Here is a 20,716-nt window from a genome sequence, read left to right as displayed (position 1 = left end):
GATTCCTTCAATACGTCATGCGGTGGACGATCCAGCGCGCCATGGCCTTGCCGTCCGTGACGCCGTTACCCAGGCCGCCGGGCGAGTAAGTGCCGATGGTTTTGGCCTCCTGGCGCAGAGGCATCTCATGGAAGCCGCCGATGCCGTCGACCCGGTCGATGGGGACGAAGCCGTTGAGCGCGAAGTTGCCCACTTCGGTCACGCGCGGCGGATCGTTGGGTTTGCCGCTGCTGGCCAGCACGGTGATCCGCCCCCCGAAGTGGTAGGTGCAGTCACTGTAGTTGACTACCAGTTGGGCGCCGCTGGACTGGCCGGCGTCGATGCCGCTGCCTACGGCCGGGGCGCCGCTGCCGGACAGCCGCAAGGTGTCATCGCCTTTGGCGACCTGGTCGTTGAGAAAGGCCGTGCCCTGGGTGGTGATGCCTTGCCAGGCACCTTGAAAGTCATTCTGGTACATGCTCTGCAGTTCGCCCCGGATGATGCCGGACTGGCTGAGCGAGGTCGGGCCTTCCGGACCCGGGCCGTTGTAGTGGTATTCCAGTTCGATCTCGAAATGCAGCGAGCCCGCGTCCCGCAGCCATTGGCAATCCTGGTATCGGGTGATAAGCACGTTCGAGACCAGCGTGACGGGTTGGGCACCGGGCGCGAGTTCATGGTAGCGCACCGACACCGCGACCGGGTTGTGCGCGGGCACCTGCAGCGGCGCGTCGAAGCGTGCGCGATGTGGTATCTCGCCTTGCGCCGGGCCCGTGAGCGCAAGTTCAGTGATGGTGCCGAGCGCGGCGGCGCCGCCGAGGATGCTGTTGACGGCCCAGTCGGACAGTTCGCCCACGGCCGCCGGCCGCTCGGTGCACGCGTCCACGGTGGCGGTGATGCCGTTGCTTTCGGCCTGGGCTGCGCAGGTCACGAGTATGAAATCGATCGACTGGCCCACCGGCACGGTGGCCGTGGCGGGCCGCAGTTGGGCGCCCGCGATCACCGCCCAGTCGGAGAAGTGCGTGGTCTGAACCTCGAGCGTGTTCTTCGTCTTGTCGCGCACCGGCTGGCGGTAGGCGTGCCAGCGCCCGTCGGCGTCCTGTGTGGCGATGCTCATGACATCCAATGCGCTGCCTTGGAGCATGGCGTCGTCGACCTGGAACCGCAGCGTCAGCGGCACCGCGCCCTGCAGGCCCTCGGGCGTGATGCGGTAGGCCTGGCCGCGACCGCCGTGGGCGGTGTTGGTGATGGACAGGATCGTCACCTGCGTGGGGTGAGCGAACGCGCCGGGCGGCACGCTGATCTGGAGCAGGCCGTCTGCACTCGTCACCTCGCCGCCTGCCGCGCCGATGCTGCCCGAGGCGGCGGGGCCCTGGAGCATACCGGGGGGCGTGGCCTGGGAGCCGCCAGGGTTGGGCGGCGTGGACGGCGTGGACGGCGTGGAAGGTGCGGCAGGCGTGGAAGGCGAATCACCCAGCTGGAACGCGCTTTCGGCTAATCGGGCGTTGCCATCGCCGTTGCAGGCGCAGAGCAGCAAAACGGAGCAAAGTAAGGCTGCCAGCGCGAGGTGTGAGCGTGGGCGGGGCGCAAGCTGCGCCGAGGGTTCGATGGGCATGGTTACCTTGTTCGCGGCGTCGTGCGGCGAAAAGGCGGAAGTGGTGTCGAGCATGGCGGGTCGTCTGGTGGGATTGGCGAAGCCGAGATGTTCGCCGTTCGCCGCCGCTGCCGGAAGACCTCTATTTGGGTACCGCTCTTTTAGGGGGGATCGACGCTGGCCCGGCTCAGCCAGGCTCCGGGCTCAGGTAGGGCCGCAGTTCCTCGGGATGCTGACCCAGGTAGTGCAGCAGCGTGCGCCGCTTCTCGGGGCCGCGCGCGCCGGTGTCGGCCTCGGCGCTGGTCAAGCCGTCGTACAGGCTGGGCATGGCCTGCAGCGAGCGCTGCTGCGCCGAGCGCCAGAGCTTTTTCACGCCGTGCAGCGACACGCCCAGTTCGTCGCCAATCTCCTCGTCCGTCAGCTGCGTGACGGCCAGCCGCAGCAGCCGGCGCTCGGCGGCCGAGAAGCCGAAGCGCGGCGGCGTGAACTGGAAGGCATCGCGCACTGGCGAGCCGGGCAGCATCAGTGCGGCCTCGTCGCGGGAGAGTCCGTAGAGTTCGGGCACGCCGTCCTGGGCGCGTGCGGTGCGGGTGCGAAAGCCCATGCTCTGCAAGTAGGCGGCCTGCTCGCCCAGGCCCTCCTGGTAGAGGTGCTGCAAGCGGTAGCCCGCGTGCGCCTGGCGGAACCTCGACATGGCCATGCCGAGCATCTCCACCGTGTCGGGGTTGGCCTGATCCGTGAGCACCTGCTCATAGTGCAGCACGAGGAAGGCAACCTCCCCGCGGCCGCTCAGGCGCGCAAGTTCCTTGTCCGAAGGAGGTTGGTAGTGGCCTTCCGCCAGAGCGGCGTAGAGCTGCGCCGCGGCGAAGGGCGGCGGCGAGTCCGTCAGGCGCCGCCGCCAGTCGTCATCGAGCGCGATGGCCATGCCCAGGCCCACGAGACGCTCCCCGTGCGGGCGGTTCAGGTCTTCGATGACGTCGGCATTGAAGCCGCTGTGACTGAGCAGCCGGGTCCACACCACAGGCAGCGCGGCGCGCAACGACGGTGCCAGCGGCAACCAGCCGGGCACCAGGGGCAGCGCCTCGGCGAGGTCGGCATGGCCCAGCAAACGGCCATGCAAGCGCTGACCGGAACCGTCGAGCATGAAACGTTCTCCTGTGGGTGCCTTGCCTGGCCTGATGACAGGCGGGGCTTGCATGCATATGTGCAGCTAAGGGCGTTGCTATACTTGCATCTAATACTCTCTCCATGCCCTATTAACATTGATAGGTAAGCTGCAGCCAGCTATTCGGCGTAAGGTTGACTCGCAAAAGCAGCTTTTCCTCTATTTATGAAATTCACCAGCATTCGAGCCTCGTCGATGAGCCGACCTTTCCGAACTCCCCGCGCTACCTGCCTATTGGTTGTTCTATGCCTGGGCCCGATCACTGCTTGGTCGAAACCAGGGTGTACAAATGCGGATGCGCCCCAGGTCGCCCGGGCTATAGCTCTGATCGAACAAGGGAATCAGATGCCGCTAGCGGACAAACTGCTATCCCAGGCTGAGCGGCGGGGAAACGTTGATGCGGCCTTTAATCTTGGTGTCTTTCATATGCAAGGATTTGGCGGCAAAAAAGACGATTACGAGGCAGCCAAGCACTTTCGAATTGCTGCGGAATGCGGTCACATGCTTGCTCAGTTTAACCTTGCCCAAATATTGAGTTCGACGGGCGGCAGGGAAGTGGAAGCGGCGAAGTGGTTTAAGGCCGCAGCCGACGCAGGCCATACTATTTCTGCCTACAATCTTGGGCTCATGTATGCAAAAGGCGTCGGTGTGGAAATGAATCTCGATAAGGCAAGGGATTATTTTAGTCAAGCGGCAGAGGCTGGACATCTTGATGCAACATACGATCTCGGTTTTCTATTTGATAAGCCCTCAGATGGAAAAACGAATTACAAGGCGGCTTTCCACTACTATTCTGTAGCAGCGCAGCACGGACACGCGACTGCACAGGCTAGGCTGGGCTTTTTGTATTTGCGCGGAAGAGGGGTGCCGAAAGACCAAAATACCGGGATTTACTGGCTTGAACGGTCAGCCAAAAATGGTGACAAAGATGCGGCTGAGGTGCTGCGTGTCCTTGGTGTGACGCATTAGGGAAACGATCCCTGTCCACGAAATCTCCAGTTTGAATGAGATCGTCCCGACCTTGAAGGCAAGCTAACTGCTTTGCTCCCCCTGCAACTCAACAAGCAAGAGACGCAGGCCCAGCGTCATTCTCCGACCTTTCCGAGCCGGTAACCGAGCCCACGCACCGTTTCGACAATGTGCGGCCCAAGCTTGCGCCGCAGGTGATGGATGTGCACGTTCAGCGCATTGCTTTCGACTCTTTCGCCAAACCCGTACAGGCTGTCCTTCACCTGCTCGGCTGAGAGGATGCGCTTGCCGCTGTTGAGCAGCGTCTGCAACAGCGCCAGTTCGCGGCGCGACAGGTCGACCAGCTTGCCGTGCAAGGTCACCTCGCGCGTGGCGGCGTCGAACACCAGTGGCCCGTGTTCGATCAGGTCGACGCTTCGGCCGGCGCTGCGCCGCTGCAGGGCGTGCAGGCGCGCGACCAGTTCGTCCAGCTCGAACGGCTTGACCAGGTAGTCGTCCGCGCCACTGCGCAGCCCGGCCACCTTGTCCTGCACCGCGTCGCGCGCCGTCAGCACCAGCACCGGCCAATTCTTGCCGCCGGCGCGCCAGCGCCGCAGCAGCGACAGGCCGTCGGCATCCGGCAGGCCCAGGTCGAGGATGGCGACGTCGAACCGGCTGGTCTGCGCCGCGGTTTCGGCGGAGGAGACGGTGCTCACGTGGTCGGCCTCGATCCCGGATAGCCGCAGCCCCGCGATGATGCCGCTGGCGACAAGCTCGTCGTCCTCGATTACTAGCACGCGCATCAAGTACCCACTTTCGGCAAAAAACCATGATCTTACCCGCATGGGAGCGCCGCTACCTTAACGCTGTCATAATCGGCGGCCCTTACTATTTTTGTTCGACTTCTTGAAAGCGCGCATGCGACACGCAAATGACTGACCTGACGATAGGCCCTTTTTCGTTCCCGGCCTCTTTGCTGGTGACATTCGGCGCGATCATCGCCGGTCTGACCGTGGGCAATCTCCTCGCCGGGACAGCGCGCGCACGGGTGGAGCGTTTGCTCTGGGGTGTCCTGGCCGCCGCCTTGCTGGCGGCGCGCGTCGCATTCGTGGTGCGCTACTGGTCCTTCTATTCACAGACGCCGCTTCAGGTCCTTGATATCCGCGACGGCGGCTTTACGCCGGCCGCTGGGGTGACTGCGGGACTAATCTTGGGCGGGTGGCTGGCGTCACGCAATCGCGGCGAGTATAAAGCCCTCATCGCCGGGGTACTCACGGCAAGCCTGGCTTGGGCAGCCGGCCTTGCGCTGGTGGCGCCATCCGGCGCCGGACCCGCTCTGCCCGAGGTGACGCTCGCCCGTCTCGAAGGGGGTGAGTTGGCACTGGCCTCGCTCGCCGGCAGGCCGGTGGTGCTCAACCTATGGGCCAGCTGGTGCCCTCCTTGCCGACGAGAGATGCCGGTGCTTGGCAAGGCCCAGCGCGAAAATCCGGACGTGACTTTCGTATTCGCCAACCAGGGCGAGTCGGCGGATATCGTTCGCGGTTACTTGCAGGCTCAAGGGCTGGCCCTGGATAATGTGATGCTCGATGCGGCGGGCCGGCTTGCACAGCAAACCGGATCGCCAGGGCTGCCGACGACTTTGTTCTTCGACGCTCAGGGCAAGCTTGTGGACCGGCGGCTCGGCGGGCTATCCGCAGCGACCCTGGCTGAGCGCCTGGAGGCCCTGCGCGCGCCAGCTGGTAATGCCCGGCATCCTAAGCCGCAAGCGGAAATAAGACTTTAAACAGCGCGCCCTTGCCCTGCCGGTTAGCTGCTTCGATGCGGCCGCCGTAGGCGTGCGCGATGGCCTGCGACAGCGCCAGCCCGAGGCCGACGCCCTCGACCACTCCGGCACGCGCTCCTGCACCACGATAGAAGCGATCGAACACGAACGGCAAGTCGTCCGCCGCAATGCCCGGTCCCTGGTCATCCACCGACAGCACGGCGCTGTCGCCGTCGGCAGCCACCCGTACCGTCACCTGGCCACCACTTGGCGAAAACTTCACGGCATTTTCCAGCAGGTTGGTCAGCACCAGGCTGGCAGGGCCATATGCGATCCTTGCGGTGACCGAGGGCCCGGCGTCGAGCACAATCTTGATTTCCCGCTCGCGCGAGCGCGGCTCCAGGCGCCACAAGGTCTCCTTTGCCAGATCGTTCAGCGATACGGTTTCCGAAGGAGTGTGCTCTTGTCCCGCGTCCAGGCGTGCCAGCATCAGCAACTCCTCCACGAGCTTGGTCATGCGCTCGACCTCTTCAAGGCAGGAACGCAAGGTGCCGATGTATTCGGCAGCATCGCGCGGGCGCCGCAAGGTCACTTCGATTTCCGTGCGCAGGCGCGAAAGCGGCGAGCGCAGCTCATGCGATGCGTCGGCGGTGAAGCGGCGCTGGACGTCAAAGCTGCGCTCGAGCCGATCGAGCATGTCGTTCAGGGTGTCGACCAGATGCCCGATCTCGTCGTCGGCGCCCGGGTGCGGCAGGCGCTGGTCAAGGTTCGCTTCGCCGATGCGGCGCGCCTTGAGCGCGATATCGTCGACCGCGCCGAAGATCTTGCGCGTCAACGCCGCTCCCGCAAAGCCGACCGCCGCAAGAAGAGACACCGCCATCCCCGCGAACAGGATGACTGCGGCATGCAGCACATGGTTGACGTCGTCGAGCGATCCGGCCACCTGCACAGCCAGGGCCCTGTCACCGATGGTGGCGGGCACCGACACCATGCGCAGCGGCTCTTCGATCACATGCGGCAGCGTTTGGTAAACGGTCTGCCCCGCCGCCAGCTGCTCCAATAATGGCTGCGGCGCGGGCAGTCTGGCCACGCCCAGGTTGACGCTGCGGGCCAGCACATTGCCATTGGCATCGATGATCTGCACCAGCCGGTCCAGCCGCATGAGCGAGGGCGGGGCGGTGCCGGCGGGCGCTTCATGGACGTGGATGGCGCCTCCGGTTGCATCGGCCAGCATGCCCACTTCGGTCTCCGCGAGCGCCAGCAGGGCAGCGTCCAGCTGGCCTCGTACTGAGCGTGACAGCTCCCACCATCCTACGAGCGCTGCCGCAGCGACGATCGCGAGCACCACGGCCAGGTGCACCAGGACCAGCCGGCGCCGCAGGCTAAGCATCGGCGTCCCCGGCGGCGAGGCGGAACCCGCGGCCGCGCACGGTCTCGACCAGCGCAACCGCGCCGAGCGGGTCGACCTTGCGGCGCAGGTTTTTCATGTGCACGTCGATCAGGTTGTCGATGGCGATCAGGTCGGCGTGCCAGACGTGTTCGGCCAGTTGCTGGCGGCTGACCACGCCGCCCGCGTGACGTACCAGCAGTTCCAGGATCGCGTATTCCTTGGGGGTGAGATCGAGCGCGGCGCCACCGCGCGTGACTGCATGGGTATGCGGATCGAGCACCAGGCCGGCAACCTGGAGCAGAGGAGGATGGGCTCGTTCCGCGCGGCGCAGCAGCGCCCGTACGCGCGCCAGCAGCTCGTCAAAGACGAACGGCTTGGTCAGGTAGTCGTCGGCCCCGGTGTTAAGTCCGGCGATGCGGTCGGCGACGGCGTCGCGCGCGGTGAGCATGAGGATCGGGGTCAGCACGCCGCGTTCGCGCCACTCACGGCACAGGCGGATGCCTTCCTTGTCCGGCAACAGCCAGTCGAGGATGACGAGACCGCATGCCGGGCCAAGCCGCGCCTCGGCGTCCGCTGCCGACTGCGCAAGATCGACCGCGAAGCCTTCCTCTTGCAGGCCGCGCGCGAGCAAACGCGCAGCCTTGTGATCGTCTTCCACCAGCAGGATGTTCATGGGTTCCCTTCGCAACGGCCAAAGTATACCAGTGGGGTGGGGCTTGTTTTCTGAAGAAAGATTCAGGGTGTAATTCAGCGATCTTGCGTAACATATCGGCACTTCTCAAATGCACAAGGAGCACACATGGATCCGGACTCTAGTCATGCTGTGCGCCGACGGGCAGCGCCCGGTCTGATCTGAACCCCTGATTTTCCTTCAGCGGCACGGATCGCCCGAGCCGCGTCTCCCCGACGGCGCAAGCCCGAGCCGCTGCGTCAGCACGGCCATTCATCAATCGCATTAGCACGCATCCCGAACGGGATGGCGACAGGCTGTGCCTTCGCACGCCGGGTCGATCGGTGCGCGCGCTCCGCAAGAGCGCGCGTGGCGGCGGCCCCTATCGGAGTACATCATGAAACAACAATACAAATCCCTCGCGTTCGGGCTGGCGGCACTGTGCGCGCTCGGCGCCGCCGCCTGGGGCCTGCTGGCTTCGCACGCCAGCGCAACGGACGCGCCGGAAGCAGCGCCGGCGTCGCTGGTCCATGACGGGGCGCGCATCGTCGTGCCCGAACAGTCGCCACTACGCAAAAGCCTCGCCATCGCCGCGATCGGCGAGCAAACCGTGTCCGTCCCGTTCACGCTGCCGGCGGTGATCGAAGCCGACCAGGCCAGGCTGGTGAAGATCCAGACCCCGCTGAGCGGCCGCATCGTCACGCTCAACAAGCAGCTCGGCGATCCGGTCAAGGCGGGCGAACTGCTGTTGACGATCGATTCGGCCGACCTGGCCCAGGCGAGCGCCGATGCGGCCAAGGCGCGCGCTGCGCTGGCGCTGGCCAAGCGCAACCTGACCCGCCAGCGTGAACTTGACATCGCGGACATCGGCGCCAAGCGCGATCTGGAACAGGCGCAGAGCGATTTTGAACAGGCCGCGAGCGAAGCGGCGCGCGCCGATGCGCGCCTGTCCCAGCTTGGTGCCAAGGCGGGCGGCACGGTTGGGCACCTGCTCGCCGTGCGTTCGCCGATTTCCGGACGCGTGGTCGAACTGGCCGCCGCCGCTGGCGGCTACTGGAACGACGCCACCGCGCCGCTCATGACCGTGGCCGACCTGTCGCAGGTGTACGTGTCCGCCAACGCGCAGGAGAAGGACTTGGGCCAAGTCTTCGTCGGCCAGTCGGCGGCAGTGCGGTTCGACGCTTATCCGGACAGCCTGAACGCAAAAGTGCGCTATGTCGGCGAGCTGCTGGACGTGGACACGCGCACGGTCAAGGTGCGCATGGCGCTTGATAACACCGCCGGGCGCCTCAAGCCCGGCATGTTCGCGCAGGCGACCCTGCTGGCGCCGGCACATACGGGCATCACGGTGCCGATGACGGCGGTCATCCTGTCCGGGTTCACCAATCGCGTATTCGTCGAGGTCGCACCCTGGCAGTTCGAGGCCCGTGCCGTCACGCTCGGCCCGCAGGTTGGCGAGCACACCGAAGTGGTGGCGGGACTGAAGGCGGGCGAGCGCGTCGTGGTCAAGAATGGGGTGCTGCTCAATGATTGAACGTCTCGTCACCCTGTGCTTCAACCGGCGCGGCATCGTCTCGCTGGTGTTCCTGCTGGTCGCCCTGTACGGCGCCTACTGCTGGACCGAGCTCCCGCTGGAAGCCTACCCGGACATCGCCGACACCACCTCACAGGTCGTCACGCAGGTCAATGGACTGGCGGCCGAGGAGGTCGAACAGCAGATCACGATCCCGCTCGAGCGCGAGATCATGGCCACGCCCGGCATGCACGTGATGCGCTCGAAGAGCACGTTCGGCCTTTCCCTGATCACAGTCGTCTTCAAGGACGGCTCCGAGGATTACTGGTCGCGCCAGCGGCTGCAGGAGCGCATCGCCGGCGTTGCGCTGCCTTACGGCGCGCAGCCGTCGCTCGATCCGCTCACTTCGCCGATCGGCGAAATCTACCGCTACACCCTCGAATCGAAGACGCGCGACCTGCGCGAGCTGTCCGAGCTGCAGCGCTGGAAGGTCGTGCCGCGCCTGAAGCAGGTGTCGGGCGTGGTCGACGTGACCAACTTCGGCGGCTTGAGGACGCAGTTCCTGCTCGACTTCGACCCCGCCAGGCTAGCGAAGTACCACATCTCGCTGGCGCAAGTTACGCAGGCGATCCTTGATAACAACGCCAATGCCGGCGGCAGCATCATGACGCGCGGCGAACAGGGCCTGGTGATCCGCGGAGTCGGCCTGATCGGCAGCCTCGACGACCTGGGTAATGTCGTGGTCACGCAAAAGGATGGCGTGCCGGTGCTGATCAAGGACCTGGGCAGCGTGACGCTGGGGCACCAGGAGCGCCATGGCATCGTCGGCAAAGACAACAATGCCGACGCTGTCTCCGGCATCGTGCTGCTGCTGAAGAACGAGAACCCGTCGCAGGTCATCGCGGGGGTGCACGAGGCGGTGCGCGAGCTTAACGAGAACCTGTTGCCCAAGGACGTCAAGGTGGTGCCCTACCTCGATCGCAGCAGCCTGGTCGACGCCACTGTGCACACGGTGGGCAAGACGCTGATCGAAGGCGTGGTGCTCGTGACGCTCGTGCTGCTGCTGTTCCTCGGCAGCGTGCGTGCGGCACTGATCGCGGCGGTGACGATCCCCATATCGCTGATGATCGCGTTCATCCTGATGCACCATTTCCGGATTCCGGCAAACCTGCTGTCGCTCGGCGCGATCGACTTCGGCATCATTGTCGACGGCGCGATCTTCGTGTTGGAGAACATCCTGCGCCGGCGCGAAGCCCAACGTGAAGGCCCGATGACTGGCAAGGACACGATGAAGGCGGCGCTGCAGGTCGTGCGTCCGACCTTCTTCGGCATGGTGGTGATCATGACCGCTTACCTGCCGCTGTTCGCCTTCCAGCGCATCGAGTACAAGCTGTTCTCGCCGATGGCCTTTGCAGTGGGCTTCGCACTGCTCGGGGCGCTGGCCACCACGCTGATGCTGGTGCCGGGCATGGCCTATTGGACGTTCCACAAGCCGCGCAAGATCTTCCACAACCGGCTGCTCGACTGGCTGGCGCCGCGTTACGAAGCGCTGCTGGGCAAGCTGGTCGGACGTTCGCGCGCCGTATTGGGGCTCGCCGGCGCCACGCTTGCCGCCGTGCTGGTCCTGGGTTCGACCATCGGCCGCGACTTCCTGCCCACACTGGACGAAGGCTCGATCTGGCTGCAGGTCACGCTTCCGCCCGGGATTTCGCTGGACAAGGCAACCGAGATGGCCGACGCCCTGCGCGCCGCGACGCTGGAGGAGCCACAGGTTGCGCACGTGGTGACGCAGCTGGGCCGCAACGACGATGGCACCGACCCGTTCACGCCGTCCCATATAGAAACCGCGGTGGCGCTCAAGCCGTACGACAGCTGGCCGTCCGGCATGAGCAAACAGGACCTGATCGACAAGCTGGCCGCGCGTTACCGCCAACTGCCGGGCACCGCCGTTGGATTCTCGCAGCCGATGATCGACGGCGTGCTCGACAAGCTGGCCGGCGCGCACAGCGATCTGGTGGTGAAGGTTTACGGCGACGATTTCCATGAGACGCGCCGGCTCGCCAAGGCCGTCGAAGGTGTGCTGCGCACAGTGCCGGGCGCCGCGGACGTCATCGTCGACCAGGAACCGCCGGCGGCGCAGGTGCGCATCGATGTCGATCGCGCCGCTGCCGCGCGGCTGGGCATCAATGTGGCCGACGTGATGGCGCTGGTCCAGAGCGGAATCGGCGGCTCGCCGGTGAGCCAGGTCTACGTTGGCGACCGCAGCTACGATGTCGCTGTCCGGTTCACCGGCGTCGCGCGCCATGACCCGCAGGCGATCGGCAATCTCTTGCTGCGCGCGGCCAATGGCGCCCACGTGGCGCTGGCCCAGGTGGCGAAGATCAGCTTTGCCGAGGGCGAGACGACGATCACGCGCGAGATGAGCCGGCGCCACCTGACGGTGCGGGCCAACCTGCGCGGGCGCGACTTGTCGTCGTTCCTGTCCGACGCCCAGGCGCGCATCGCACGCGACGTGGCTTATGACCATGCGCATTACCAGATCACCTGGGGCGGGCAGTTCGAGAACCAGCAGCGCGCACAAGCCCGTCTGGCGGTCATCGTGCCGGCGGTGCTGGCGCTGATGTTCGTGCTGCTGTTCGCCGAATTTGGCAACCTGCGCCAGCCCGGATTGATCCTGCTTGCCGTGCCCTTGTCGCTGCTCGGTGGACTGGTTGCGCTGCACCTGCGCGGCATGACTCTTAACGTATCCTCGGCCGTCGGTTTCATCGCGCTGTTCGGGGTATCGGTACTGAATGCTGTGGTGATGCTGGCCAACCTGAATCGCTGGAGGTGGCTGGCTCCGACCGATTTGAAGGCGGCCGTCATCAAAGGCGCACGCGAACGGCTGCGACCCGTGCTGACCACAGCCACGGTGGCTGCGCTTGGTCTGGTGCCGGCGGCTCTGGCGCATGGCCTGGGCAGCGACGTGCAGCGGCCGCTCGCCACCGTGGTCGTCGGCGGCCTTGTGACGGCGACCGTGCTCACGCTGGTGCTGCTGCCGGCACTGTACTATCTAATCGAGGAGCGGGTTGCCCGGCGCCAGCCGCCGGAGGCGCAGGTGGCCTGGGCGTCGCTGGAAGGAGAAGAATCGTGAAAATGAATCGGATGTTTTGGACGCGCGTACGCGCCTTGTTATCGGATCGTGACGTATGCATTGGCGTAGGGTGCACGCGGCCGGCGAGGCCCGTGCGCACGCGGTACGTGTGCAAGCCGGCGCCAACAATATTCAACCGTACCGCGTGCGCACAGGTGCGCACCCTACGAATGTTCGCTGTGGCCGGATTGCTGGCACTGTCCGGGTGTGCCGTTGGTCCCGATTTTCAGCTCCCGGCCGCACCGACGGTTCAGCGCTATACGGACAGCCCACTGCCAGCGCAGACCGCATCCGCGCCGGTCGACGCCGGCGCCGCTCAGCATTTTGCGCAGGGTCAGGACGTGCCGGCCGACTGGTGGAAACTGTTCGGTTCTGAGCCACTTAACGAGCTGGTGAACGCAGCGCTGCAGGCGAATCCGGACCTGAAAGCGTCGGAAGCAGCATTGCGCGCCACGCGCGAAAATGCTGCGGCCCAGCGTGGCGCCTATCTACCATCCGTGGATGCGCAGCTGACGCCGACCCGGCAGAAGGTCGGGGATACGCTTGCGAGTCCGCTGGCCTCGGACAGCAATCTTTATACGCTCCATACCGCGCAGCTCAATATCGGCTATGTGGTTGATGTGTTCGGCGGCACGCGGCGCCAGGTGGAGGGGGCAAACGCCCAGGCCGAGGTGGCACGCCACCAGCGCGACGCCGCCTGGCTCACGCTGACGTCAAACGTGGTGGCCGCCGCCATCCAGGAAGCCGCGTTGCGCGCTCAGATCAAGAGCATGAACGAGCAGGTGGCGCTGGCATATAAGCAGCTCGAGGCTGTGCGCCGCCAGCGCGCGGCAGGGCAGATCGGCACGGTTGACGTGGCGGCGCAGGCGGCCGCGGTGGCGCAGATTGAGGCGGGCCTGCCGCCACTGGAGAAGCAGCTCGCCCGGCAGCGCGATCTGCTTGCCGTCCTGGCCGGACGCCTGCCGAGCGAGCAGGTCACGCAGCGCTTCGAGTTCGCCACGCTCAGGCTGCCGGTGGAGTTGCCGCTCAGCCTGCCTGCGCGGCTGGTCGAGCAGCGGCCGGACGTGCGGGCCGCCGAGGCGCAGCTGCACGCGGCCAGCGCGCAGATCGGCGTTGCCAAGGCTGCGCGCCTGCCCAACATCACGCTGTCCGCCACGCTCGGCAGTTCGGCGCTGGACGTCGGGTCCCTGTTCAAGACGGGCACGGGTTTCTGGAGCATTGGCGCGGACCTCGTCCAGCCCCTGTCCAAAGGAAGCGCGCTGATGCACCAGCAGCGCGCGGCACAGGCGCAATACGATCAGGCGGCAGCGCTGTACCGGAGCGCTGTGCTGGTGGCGTTCCAGGATGTCGCGTCGGCGCTGCATGCGATCGACGCCGATGCCCGGTCGCTGCGGATCGCACATGACGCCGAACGCGCAGCGCGCCGTAGCCTGGATATCGCCAGCAAACAGCTGGACCTCGGCATGATCGCCTATCCGGCCCTGTGGCAGGCGGAGCAGGGTTACCAGCAGGCGTCAATCGCGCTGGTCCAGGCGCAGGCCGCCCGCTACGCCGACACGGTGGCGCTGTTCCAGGGGCTGGGCGGCGGCTGGTGGAACCGTGAGGACGATCGGGGCGCGGGCGACTAGCCGCAGCAGCGGATTGGCCTGGCCCGGGCTAGATTGGCGGGCGCGCCGGGTGCCCACCCGCGCCAAGCAGCAGATCGAGCGCGTCCTGGATCAGTTCGCGCATCAATTGCACCGCGCGTTGCGGTTCACCCTTAATAATCGCTTCACCCACGCGCGCGTGGTCGGCGGCGCTGGCGCGCGCAACGCCGGCATAGGCGTTCGTGCGCCGGATACTGAAGCGCAGGGTGGTTTCGCTCAGGTCGGTGAACTGCCGCAGAAAGCGGTTATTGCTCGCGGCGAGCACCGCGGTGTGAAAGGCGATGTCCGCTTCGAGTGGATCATCTTCGCCGCGTTCGGCGGCAAACATGCGCTCGGTGGCCAGGACTATTTGCTGCCGCTGCGGTCCGGTCGCGCTGTATGCCGCAAGGCCGGCCGCGCGCGGTTCAATGGACATGCGCACATCGGTGAAATCGATCAGCAGGTCGATCGAGAATTCGCGCTCCAGCATCCATTTCAGGATGTCGGGATCGAGCAGGTTCCAGTGATCTTCCGGTTCCACGATGGTGCCCGCGCGCTGGCGTGCGCGCAGCAGGCCTTTTGCGGTCAGCATCTTTACCGCTTCGCGCACGACCGGTCGGCTCACGCCGTATTGCCGGCAAAGTTCAGCCTCGACGGGAAACGGGATCGCGGCAGTGAATTGCTGGGTGACGATTGCACGCCCGAGGTCGGCGACAATCCGTTTCGTCAAATTGCCGCCGTCCGTCTTTTCCAGCTTGTCATCTTCCTTTTCGCTCATCACGCGGATTCCGTTCCCTAGTTCGAGTTCGCAAACAAATCAGCATCTTGATCGGTTTGCGGCTTGCCAACTGTCAATGTCTAAAAATTATCTGATAATATCGCCAAGCATGTTGTCAAGCCACGCCGGATTTCATTTCCCCCTGAGACCCTGCTGCACTAGCAATACAGCAACATCATAACCGGAGGCGGGCAGCGGTGGTAATTAAACAACACGAGATAATATGACATTCCGCTTGCCGTGCCGCATGGGCTGGATGAGCCTGTGCCTGGCCATGACCTGCGCCAGCGCCGAAACGATCCTGGCAGTCGATGCGAGTTCGCCGGCGCCCGCTGCGCTGGAAAACACCCTTAAACTGGGCACGACGGTATCAACCACCGGGCATGCGATCGGCGTGAACAGCCGCTATCTCACGCGGGACGGCAAGCCGTGGCTGCCGGTGATGGGCGAGTACCACTACAGCCGCGCGCCTGCTCAGCAGTGGGAAGCGGAGCTGCGCAAGATGAAGGCGGCCGGCGTCGACATCGTCGCCACCTACATCATGTGGAACCACCACGAGTGTGAGGCCGGTCGCTTCGACTGGCGCGGCAACCGCGACCTGCGCCGCTTTGTCGAGCTGGCCCGGCGCGCGGGGCTGGACGTGATGGTGCGCGTCGGCCCCTGGGTCCATGCGGAGGTGCGCTTCGGCGGCATTCCGGACTGGGTGGTCAACCTGATGCCCACGCGCCGTAACGACCCGCAGTACCTGGAGTACGTGGCGCGCCTGTACGGCCAGATCGGGCGCCAGCTCAAGGGCTTGTTGTGGAAGGACGGCGGCCCCGTGATCGGCGTCCAGTTGGAGAACGAATACAACCTCGGCGGAGAAGGCGAGGGCGCGGCCCACATCCTCAAGCTCAAGGAACTGGCGCGTGCGGCCGGGCTGGACGTTCCGCTCTACACAGTCACCGGCTGGGACCGCGCGCTGTATCCTTCCGGCGAAGTCACGCCGGTCTTTGGCGGCTACCCTGATGAGCCATGGGCGGCGTCGCGCAAGGAACTGCCGCCCAAGGAGACCTACGCGTTCCGGTTCGATACCCGCGTGAGCGGCGACCTGGGGGCGCAAACCCGGGGCAACCAGCGCGGCACGGCCGAATCCGACATGAACACCACGCCTTTCCTCGGCGCCGAATATGGCGGCGGGCTGCCGTTCATGTACCGCCGCCGTCCGATCGTGTCGCCTGACGATATCGCGTCCATGCTGCCGGTGCAGCTGGGATCGGGCGTCAACCTGCTCGGCTACTACATGTTCCACGGCGGGCGCAATCCGGTGGCAAATCCGACGATGGAGGAGAGCGCGGCCACCGGCGGCTACAACGACACCCCCGCCATCAATTACGACTTCCAGGCCCCGCTCGGGCCGGACGGGCAGCAGCGGCCGGTGCTGGGCTATTTGCGCCAGCAGCACCTGTTCCTGCGCGACTTTGGCGAGCGGCTGGCGCCCATGGTGGTGCGCAAGCCAGACCTGGTCCCGGCCAATCACACCGACCTGGCGATGCCGCGCTTTTCGGTGCGCAGCCTTGGCGATAGTGGCTTCCTGTTCGTGAACAACCACGTGCGCCAGTACGCGATGCCCGACCAGGCTGCGGTGCGCTTTTCGGTCAAGCTGCCCGGCCAGACGCTGACTTTTCCGAGCCAGCCGGTGGATGTGAAGAACGGGGCGTATTTCATCTGGCCGATCAACTTCGACATGGACGGCGTGCACCTGACCTATGCCACCGCACAGCCGCTGGCAAGGCTCGACACAGGCAAGGGTGACGTGACCTATGTGTTTGCAGCGACGCCGGACATTCCGGTGGAATTTGCGATTTCCGGTGTCAGCCCGGTTCGCATCGAAAAATCCAGCGCAGTCACCACCGCGCGGATCGAGGACAAGCCGCAGGATGTGCTGCTGCGCGTCGAGGGTCCGGCATCCGATGTCGAGATCAACCTGCGCGTTGCGGACAAGCGCGTGCGCGTGATGGTGCTCACACCCGAGCAGGCACGTTCCCTGTCGGTGGGCGTTATTGCCGGGCAGCGCCGCCTGGTCCTGTCCGATGCCCAGGTGTGGTTCGACGAGAAGGGGCTGCAACTGCGTTCCAAAGACGATCCTTCCTTCAGCTTTGCGGTCTATCCGCGCCTTGCCAAAGCGCCTGTCGGCGCCGTTTGGACCGAGCGCAAGGATGGCTTGTTCCAGCGCTTCGACGCGCGCGTGGCGCAGGTAGGTGGGCAGGCCGAGGCGTTCGTGCTGCGCCAGGCCGGCAACGTGCGTCCGGTACCGGTGGGCGGCCGCGCCAACGCCGCCATGATCCCGTACCCGGAGCAGTTCCGTCCGGCCGCGGCATGGACGCTGCGCACCAGCGCGCCCAAGGCGCCGCAGGTGGAACAGTACCTGCTGCAGCCGGACCTGGTCGGCGACGTCGCCCGCCTGTTCGATGGCGTGGCCATGGTCGACGACTGGTACTACTCCGGCTATGGCTGGGAATACCCGCTCGCGGCCGGCACCAGCCGCGCCTTCACATTGCAGGTGCTGCCGCTGCGCGCCGACGCGCCCATCTACCTGGACCAGCAAGCCTGGCCGGACTTCGGCGGCAAGCCGCAGGCGGCGCTGCTGCGTGGCGTGAAGGTGGCGCCGGTGTACCGCGCGCAGGCACGTTTTTGAGTTGTTGACTTTTATGAGCTCGCACATGATCCACACGACTTCATCGAAACCGCTTTCTGCCGCGCTGCTGGCAGGTGTTCTCAATACCTTCGCCATGCCGGCATATTCCGCCGAAGTGCTGGACCTGGCCGGTTCCTGGCGCTTTTCGCTGGACCGGGAGGACCAGGGCGTGGCCCAGCGCTGGTTCGAACGCACGCTGCCGGACCGTATCAAGCTGCCCGGCATTCTTAACGCGCAGGGATATGGCGACGAGATCAGCGTGCAGACTCCGTGGGTCCTGTCGCTGTACGACAAAAGCTGGAACCAGCGCGACGCGTACAAGGCGTACACAACACCGGGCCAGGTCAAGGTGCCGTTCCTGAGCCAGCCGCCGCGCCACTATCTGGGCGCTGCCTGGTACCAGCGCGAGATCGAGGTGCCGCGCAATTGGCAGGGCAAGCGCGTGGTGCTGTTCATGGAGCGTCCACGCTGGGGTTCGACGGCGTGGGTGGACGATCGCGAGGTCGGCACCAATCGCAGCCTGGTGGCGGAACATGCCTACGACCTCGGCGCGCTTGCGCCGGGCAAGCACCGCATTTCGGTGCGCGTGGACAGCCGCATGCTGATGAGCTACCGGCCGGACGCGCACAGCGTCTCCGATTCGCTGGGCATGAGCTGGAACGGCATTGTCGGCAAGGTGGAGCTGCGCGCGACCTCGCCGGTGTATATCGACGACGCCCAGGTCTACCCGAACGTGGAAGACAAGAGCGCGCTGGTGCGCGTCAAGATCGGCAATGCGCTCGGCAAGGCCGGCAGTGGCACGCTGGTGGCAAACGGCAAACGCGTACCGGTGACCTGGACCGGGCAGGGCGGCAGCTTTGAAGTGCGCGTGCAGTATCCGAAGAACGCCAAGACCTGGGACGAATGGAACCCGGTGCTGCAGAAGCTGCAGCTCAAGCTGACAGGTACTGGTGCGAACGACGCGCGCACGCTATCGTTCGGCTTTGTGCAGATCATGGCCCAGGGCCAGGATATCCTCGTGAACGGCCGCCCCACCTTCATGCGCGGCACCCATCACGGCGGCGACTTCCCGCTGACCGGCTACCCGCCGACCGACGTCGCCTACTGGAAGAAGGTCTTCCGCATCAACAAGGAATGGGGCATCAACCATATCCGCTTCCACTCCTTTAACCCGCCTGAAGCGGCGTTCCAGGCGGCGGACGAGGTGGGCATCTACCTGCAGCCGGAGCCGGGCATGTGGAACAGCGTATCGCCCGGTACGCCAATGGAAGCCATGCTGTACGAGGAAACCGAGCGCATGATCCGTGCCTATGGCAACCACCCGTCCTTCCTCCTGCTCAGCCCCAGTAACGAACCGTCGGGACGATGGAAGGAAGCGTTCGACAAGTGGATCGCGCACTATCGCCAGCTGGATCCGCGCCGCCTTTACACCAACGGCACCGGCCACACCGAGCCGCGCGTGCCGGATGTCGACAAGGGCACCGACTACCTGGCGATCCAGCGTATTGGCCCCAAGCCGCTGCGTAACAAGACCGGCTGGTTCGGGCGTGACTACGCCGATTCGCTCGAAGGTATCAATGTTCCGGTCCTGTCGCACGAGACCGGCCAGTGGGTGGCCTATCCGGACTTTAGCGTGATCGAAAAATTCACCGGCTACCTGCGTCCGGGGAACTACGAGATCTTCCGCGATTCGGCTCGCGAACACGGAGTACTCGACAAGAACAAGGAATTCGCCTGGGCTTCGGGCCGCTACCAGCTGGCCTGCTACAAGGAGGAAATCGAAGCCATCATGCGCACGCATGGCATGAGCGGCTACCAGCTGCTGGACCTGCACGATTACCTGGGCCAGGGCACGGCGCTGGTGGGCATTCTCGACACCTTCTGGGAACCGAAGGGCTACGCCACCGCCGAGGAATTCAGGCGTTTCAACGGCGAGACGGTGCCACTGGCGCGCCTGACCCGCCTGACCCTGAGCACGCGCGACAGGCTCGACGTACCAGTGGAGATTGTCCACTACGGCCAGCAGCCGCTGGCCGGCGCGCACCCGTACTGGAAGGTGCAGGACGCGCAGGGCAAGACTGTCCTCGAGGGGCGCTTTGATACGAGTGCGATTCCAGTCGGGGGAATCACAAAGCTTGGCCGCATCGAGGCAAGCCTTTCCAGCCTGCCAGCGCCGGGCCAGTACAAGCTGGTGGTGGGCCTGGCCGGCAAGCGCATCGTCAACGACTGGAATTTCTGGCTGTACCCGGCCGAAGTGGCGACCGAGGCCCCGTCGCAGGTGCTGGTCACGCATTCGTGGGATGAAGCGGAACAGCGCCTGGCTCTTGGGGGCACCGTGCTGTACATGCCGCGCAAGGCGGACCTGGACTGGACCTCGCCGCCGCTGGCGGATGTGCCGGTGTTCTGGAACCGCCTGATGAACCCGGGCTGGGGCCGCATGCTCGGCCTGTGGATCGACCGCAAGCATCCGGCGCTGGCCGGCTTCCCGACCGAGGCGCACTTCAACTGGCAGTGGACCGAACTGGTGGCCGGTGCGCGCGCGATGAACCTGGACCGCCTGCCGCGTGGCCTGCAGCCGATCGTCCAGCCGATCGACGACTGGAACCGCAACTACAAGCTGGGCATGCTGTTCGAGGCACGCGTTGGCAAGGGCAAGCTGATGGTCTCGACCGCCGACCTGGAAAGCCGCCTTGACGAGCGCGTGGTCGCGCGCCAGCTGCGCAAGTCGGTGCTGGACTACATGGCAAGCAGCGCCTTCGAACCCCGGACCGAGGTGACGCTTGGCGCGTTCCGGAGCACGCTGTTTGACACCCGCGTGATGCGCAAGCTTGGCGCCAAGGCCAGCGGATGGCCGGATGCGGGCAACGCCATCGACGGCGACCCGAATACCTACGCGCTGGTGAGCGGCAAAGGCGAAGCCGAGCGCCCGCAGCCGGAGCTGACGATCGAGTTTCCGGCGCCGGTGCCGTTCAAGGGCCTGGTGCTGATGCCGCGCCAGAATCACCGCGACCACGAGGGCGACGTGCGCGAATGGCTGATCCAGGTGAGCGACGACGGCAAGGATTGGCGCGAGGTCAAGCGCGCCGCGCTGGGATCGACCTTCGATCCGCAGCAGGTGCTGTTCGACCAGAACCTGTCCGCGCGCTACCTCAGGCTGACGTCGCTGTCCGGGTTCGGCGCGGATCGCGCGAGCGCGCTGGCTGATGTGGCGGTGCTCTACACGGGGCCTAAGCTGCCGGAGGAGACGGGCGAGCTGGAATACAAGCGCTCGCGTTCCGTATCCGCTGACGTGGACGAGGCCGGAATGGACGACAAACGCAGGGCGCGGCCGAAGCAGCAGTAAGCAGTCGTAGGGTGCGCACCCCGTGCGCACGCGGTACGTGTGCATACCGGAGCCAACGGTATTCAACCGTACCGCGTGCGCACAGGTGCGCACCCTACGCCCACCTGGCGGTCGCCGGCTGAACATTACGGTTCGGTAATCA

At 65.5% G+C, this 20,716-nt stretch carries 13 protein-coding genes; 7 read left to right on the top strand and 6 right to left on the bottom strand.

Features of this window, described 5'->3' with window-relative positions; genetic code table 11:
* Window positions 1-7: 7 nt before the first annotated feature.
* Together E4O92_RS10500 and E4O92_RS10495 are read right to left on the bottom strand one after the other, a co-directional pair.
* On the bottom strand, window positions 8-1,357 hold the full coding sequence (locus E4O92_RS10500; protein ID WP_135189717.1) for a hypothetical protein: 1,350 nt from the start codon (window positions 1,355-1,357) through the stop codon (window positions 8-10).
* Window positions 1,358-1,757: 400 nt separating this feature from the next.
* Entirely contained in the window at window positions 1,758-2,714 is a 957-nt protein-coding gene (locus E4O92_RS10495; protein WP_135189716.1) for a helix-turn-helix transcriptional regulator, read from the bottom strand.
* 366 nt (window positions 2,715-3,080) lie between these two features.
* Between E4O92_RS10495 and E4O92_RS10490 the strand changes: the two genes are divergently transcribed.
* Complete coding sequence (locus E4O92_RS10490; protein WP_167759758.1) at window positions 3,081-3,704, top strand: tetratricopeptide repeat protein; 624 nt, start codon at window positions 3,081-3,083, stop codon at window positions 3,702-3,704.
* A gap of 116 nt (window positions 3,705-3,820) precedes the next feature.
* Here the strand turns inward: E4O92_RS10490 and E4O92_RS10485 are convergent, their stop codons facing one another.
* Window positions 3,821-4,486 carry a response regulator gene (locus E4O92_RS10485; protein WP_135189714.1) on the bottom strand — a complete coding sequence of 222 codons (666 nt, stop codon included), beginning with the start codon at window positions 4,484-4,486 and terminating at the stop codon, window positions 3,821-3,823.
* 128 nt (window positions 4,487-4,614) lie between these two features.
* Here E4O92_RS10485 and E4O92_RS10480 point away from each other — a divergent pair, with 128 nt between their 5' ends.
* The gene (locus tag E4O92_RS10480) at window positions 4,615-5,466 is read left to right on the top strand and encodes a TlpA family protein disulfide reductase (protein ID WP_135189713.1); all 852 of its coding nucleotides are present in this window, start codon (window positions 4,615-4,617) and stop codon (window positions 5,464-5,466) included.
* On the opposite strand, the gene E4O92_RS10475 is transcribed toward E4O92_RS10480, so the two are convergent.
* Window positions 5,438-6,835 (bottom strand): sensor histidine kinase, encoded by a 1,398-nt coding sequence (locus tag E4O92_RS10475; protein WP_135189712.1) that lies wholly within the window; start codon window positions 6,833-6,835, stop codon window positions 5,438-5,440. The genes E4O92_RS10480 and E4O92_RS10475 overlap by 29 nt on opposite strands.
* Window positions 6,828-7,508, bottom strand: a complete 681-nt coding sequence (locus tag E4O92_RS10470; protein WP_135189711.1) for a response regulator transcription factor — start codon at window positions 7,506-7,508, stop codon at window positions 6,828-6,830. The genes E4O92_RS10475 and E4O92_RS10470 overlap by 8 nt, the downstream gene beginning before the upstream one ends.
* A 394-nt stretch (window positions 7,509-7,902) precedes the next feature.
* Between E4O92_RS10470 and E4O92_RS10465 the strand changes: the two genes are divergently transcribed.
* The 3 genes from E4O92_RS10465 (at window position 7,903) to E4O92_RS10455 (ending at window position 13,779) form a co-directional block, all read left to right on the top strand.
* Entirely contained in the window at window positions 7,903-9,039 is a 1,137-nt protein-coding gene (locus tag E4O92_RS10465; protein ID WP_135189710.1) for an efflux RND transporter periplasmic adaptor subunit, read from the top strand.
* A complete protein-coding gene (locus tag E4O92_RS10460; protein ID WP_135189709.1) occupies window positions 9,032-12,151 on the top strand; it encodes an efflux RND transporter permease subunit in 3,120 nt (1,039 codons plus the stop codon). The genes E4O92_RS10465 and E4O92_RS10460 overlap by 8 nt, the downstream gene beginning before the upstream one ends.
* Window positions 12,152-12,321: 170 nt before the next feature.
* Window positions 12,322-13,779, top strand: a complete 1,458-nt coding sequence (locus E4O92_RS10455; protein ID WP_135189708.1) for an efflux transporter outer membrane subunit — start codon at window positions 12,322-12,324, stop codon at window positions 13,777-13,779.
* 28 nt (window positions 13,780-13,807) lie between these two features.
* Here the strand turns inward: E4O92_RS10455 and E4O92_RS10450 are convergent, their stop codons facing one another.
* Window positions 13,808-14,554, bottom strand: a complete 747-nt coding sequence (locus tag E4O92_RS10450) for a FadR/GntR family transcriptional regulator (protein WP_135189707.1) — start codon at window positions 14,552-14,554, stop codon at window positions 13,808-13,810.
* A 223-nt stretch (window positions 14,555-14,777) separates the two neighbouring features.
* On the opposite strand from E4O92_RS10450, the gene E4O92_RS10445 reads away from it, so the two are divergent.
* On the top strand, window positions 14,778-17,231 hold the full coding sequence (locus tag E4O92_RS10445; protein WP_229483231.1) for a beta-galactosidase: 2,454 nt from the start codon (window positions 14,778-14,780) through the stop codon (window positions 17,229-17,231).
* A gap of 25 nt (window positions 17,232-17,256) precedes the next feature.
* Window positions 17,257-20,574 carry a DUF8487 domain-containing protein gene (locus tag E4O92_RS10440; protein ID WP_167759757.1) on the top strand — a complete coding sequence of 1,106 codons (3,318 nt, stop codon included), beginning with the start codon at window positions 17,257-17,259 and terminating at the stop codon, window positions 20,572-20,574.
* The last annotated feature ends 142 nt before the right edge of the window (window positions 20,575-20,716 follow it).

Origin of the sequence: Massilia horti (assembly GCF_004614195.1) — a bacterium.
In the GTDB taxonomy this organism is placed as follows: Bacteria; Pseudomonadota; Gammaproteobacteria; order Burkholderiales; family Burkholderiaceae_D; genus Telluria; species Telluria horti.
The sequence above is the reverse complement of the archived record's forward strand: the minus strand, read 5'-3'. Positions and strand labels throughout refer to the sequence as shown.

Excerpts from the sequence above, each read along its gene's own strand:
- E4O92_RS10480 (WP_135189713.1), top strand. The coding sequence starts at position 4,615 with ATGACTGACCTGACGATAGGCCCTTTTTCGTTCCCGGCCTCTTTGCTG.
- E4O92_RS10475 (WP_135189712.1), bottom strand. The coding sequence starts at position 6,835 with ATGCTTAGCCTGCGGCGCCGGCTGGTCCTGGTGCACCTGGCCGTGGTG.
- E4O92_RS10460 (WP_135189709.1), top strand. The coding sequence starts at position 9,032 with ATGATTGAACGTCTCGTCACCCTGTGCTTCAACCGGCGCGGCATCGTC.
- E4O92_RS10485 (WP_135189714.1), bottom strand. The coding sequence starts at position 4,486 with ATGCGCGTGCTAGTAATCGAGGACGACGAGCTTGTCGCCAGCGGCATC.
- E4O92_RS10500 (WP_135189717.1), bottom strand. The coding sequence starts at position 1,357 with ATGCTCCAGGGCCCCGCCGCCTCGGGCAGCATCGGCGCGGCAGGCGGC.
- E4O92_RS10445 (WP_229483231.1), top strand. The coding sequence starts at position 14,778 with ATGACATTCCGCTTGCCGTGCCGCATGGGCTGGATGAGCCTGTGCCTG.
- E4O92_RS10495 (WP_135189716.1), bottom strand. The coding sequence starts at position 2,714 with ATGCTCGACGGTTCCGGTCAGCGCTTGCATGGCCGTTTGCTGGGCCAT.
- E4O92_RS10450 (WP_135189707.1), bottom strand. The coding sequence starts at position 14,554 with ATGAGCGAAAAGGAAGATGACAAGCTGGAAAAGACGGACGGCGGCAAT.
- E4O92_RS10470 (WP_135189711.1), bottom strand. The coding sequence starts at position 7,508 with ATGAACATCCTGCTGGTGGAAGACGATCACAAGGCTGCGCGTTTGCTC.
- E4O92_RS10490 (WP_167759758.1), top strand. The coding sequence starts at position 3,081 with ATGCCGCTAGCGGACAAACTGCTATCCCAGGCTGAGCGGCGGGGAAAC.
- E4O92_RS10455 (WP_135189708.1), top strand. The coding sequence starts at position 12,322 with ATGTTCGCTGTGGCCGGATTGCTGGCACTGTCCGGGTGTGCCGTTGGT.
- E4O92_RS10440 (WP_167759757.1), top strand. The coding sequence starts at position 17,257 with ATGATCCACACGACTTCATCGAAACCGCTTTCTGCCGCGCTGCTGGCA.
- E4O92_RS10465 (WP_135189710.1), top strand. The coding sequence starts at position 7,903 with ATGAAACAACAATACAAATCCCTCGCGTTCGGGCTGGCGGCACTGTGC.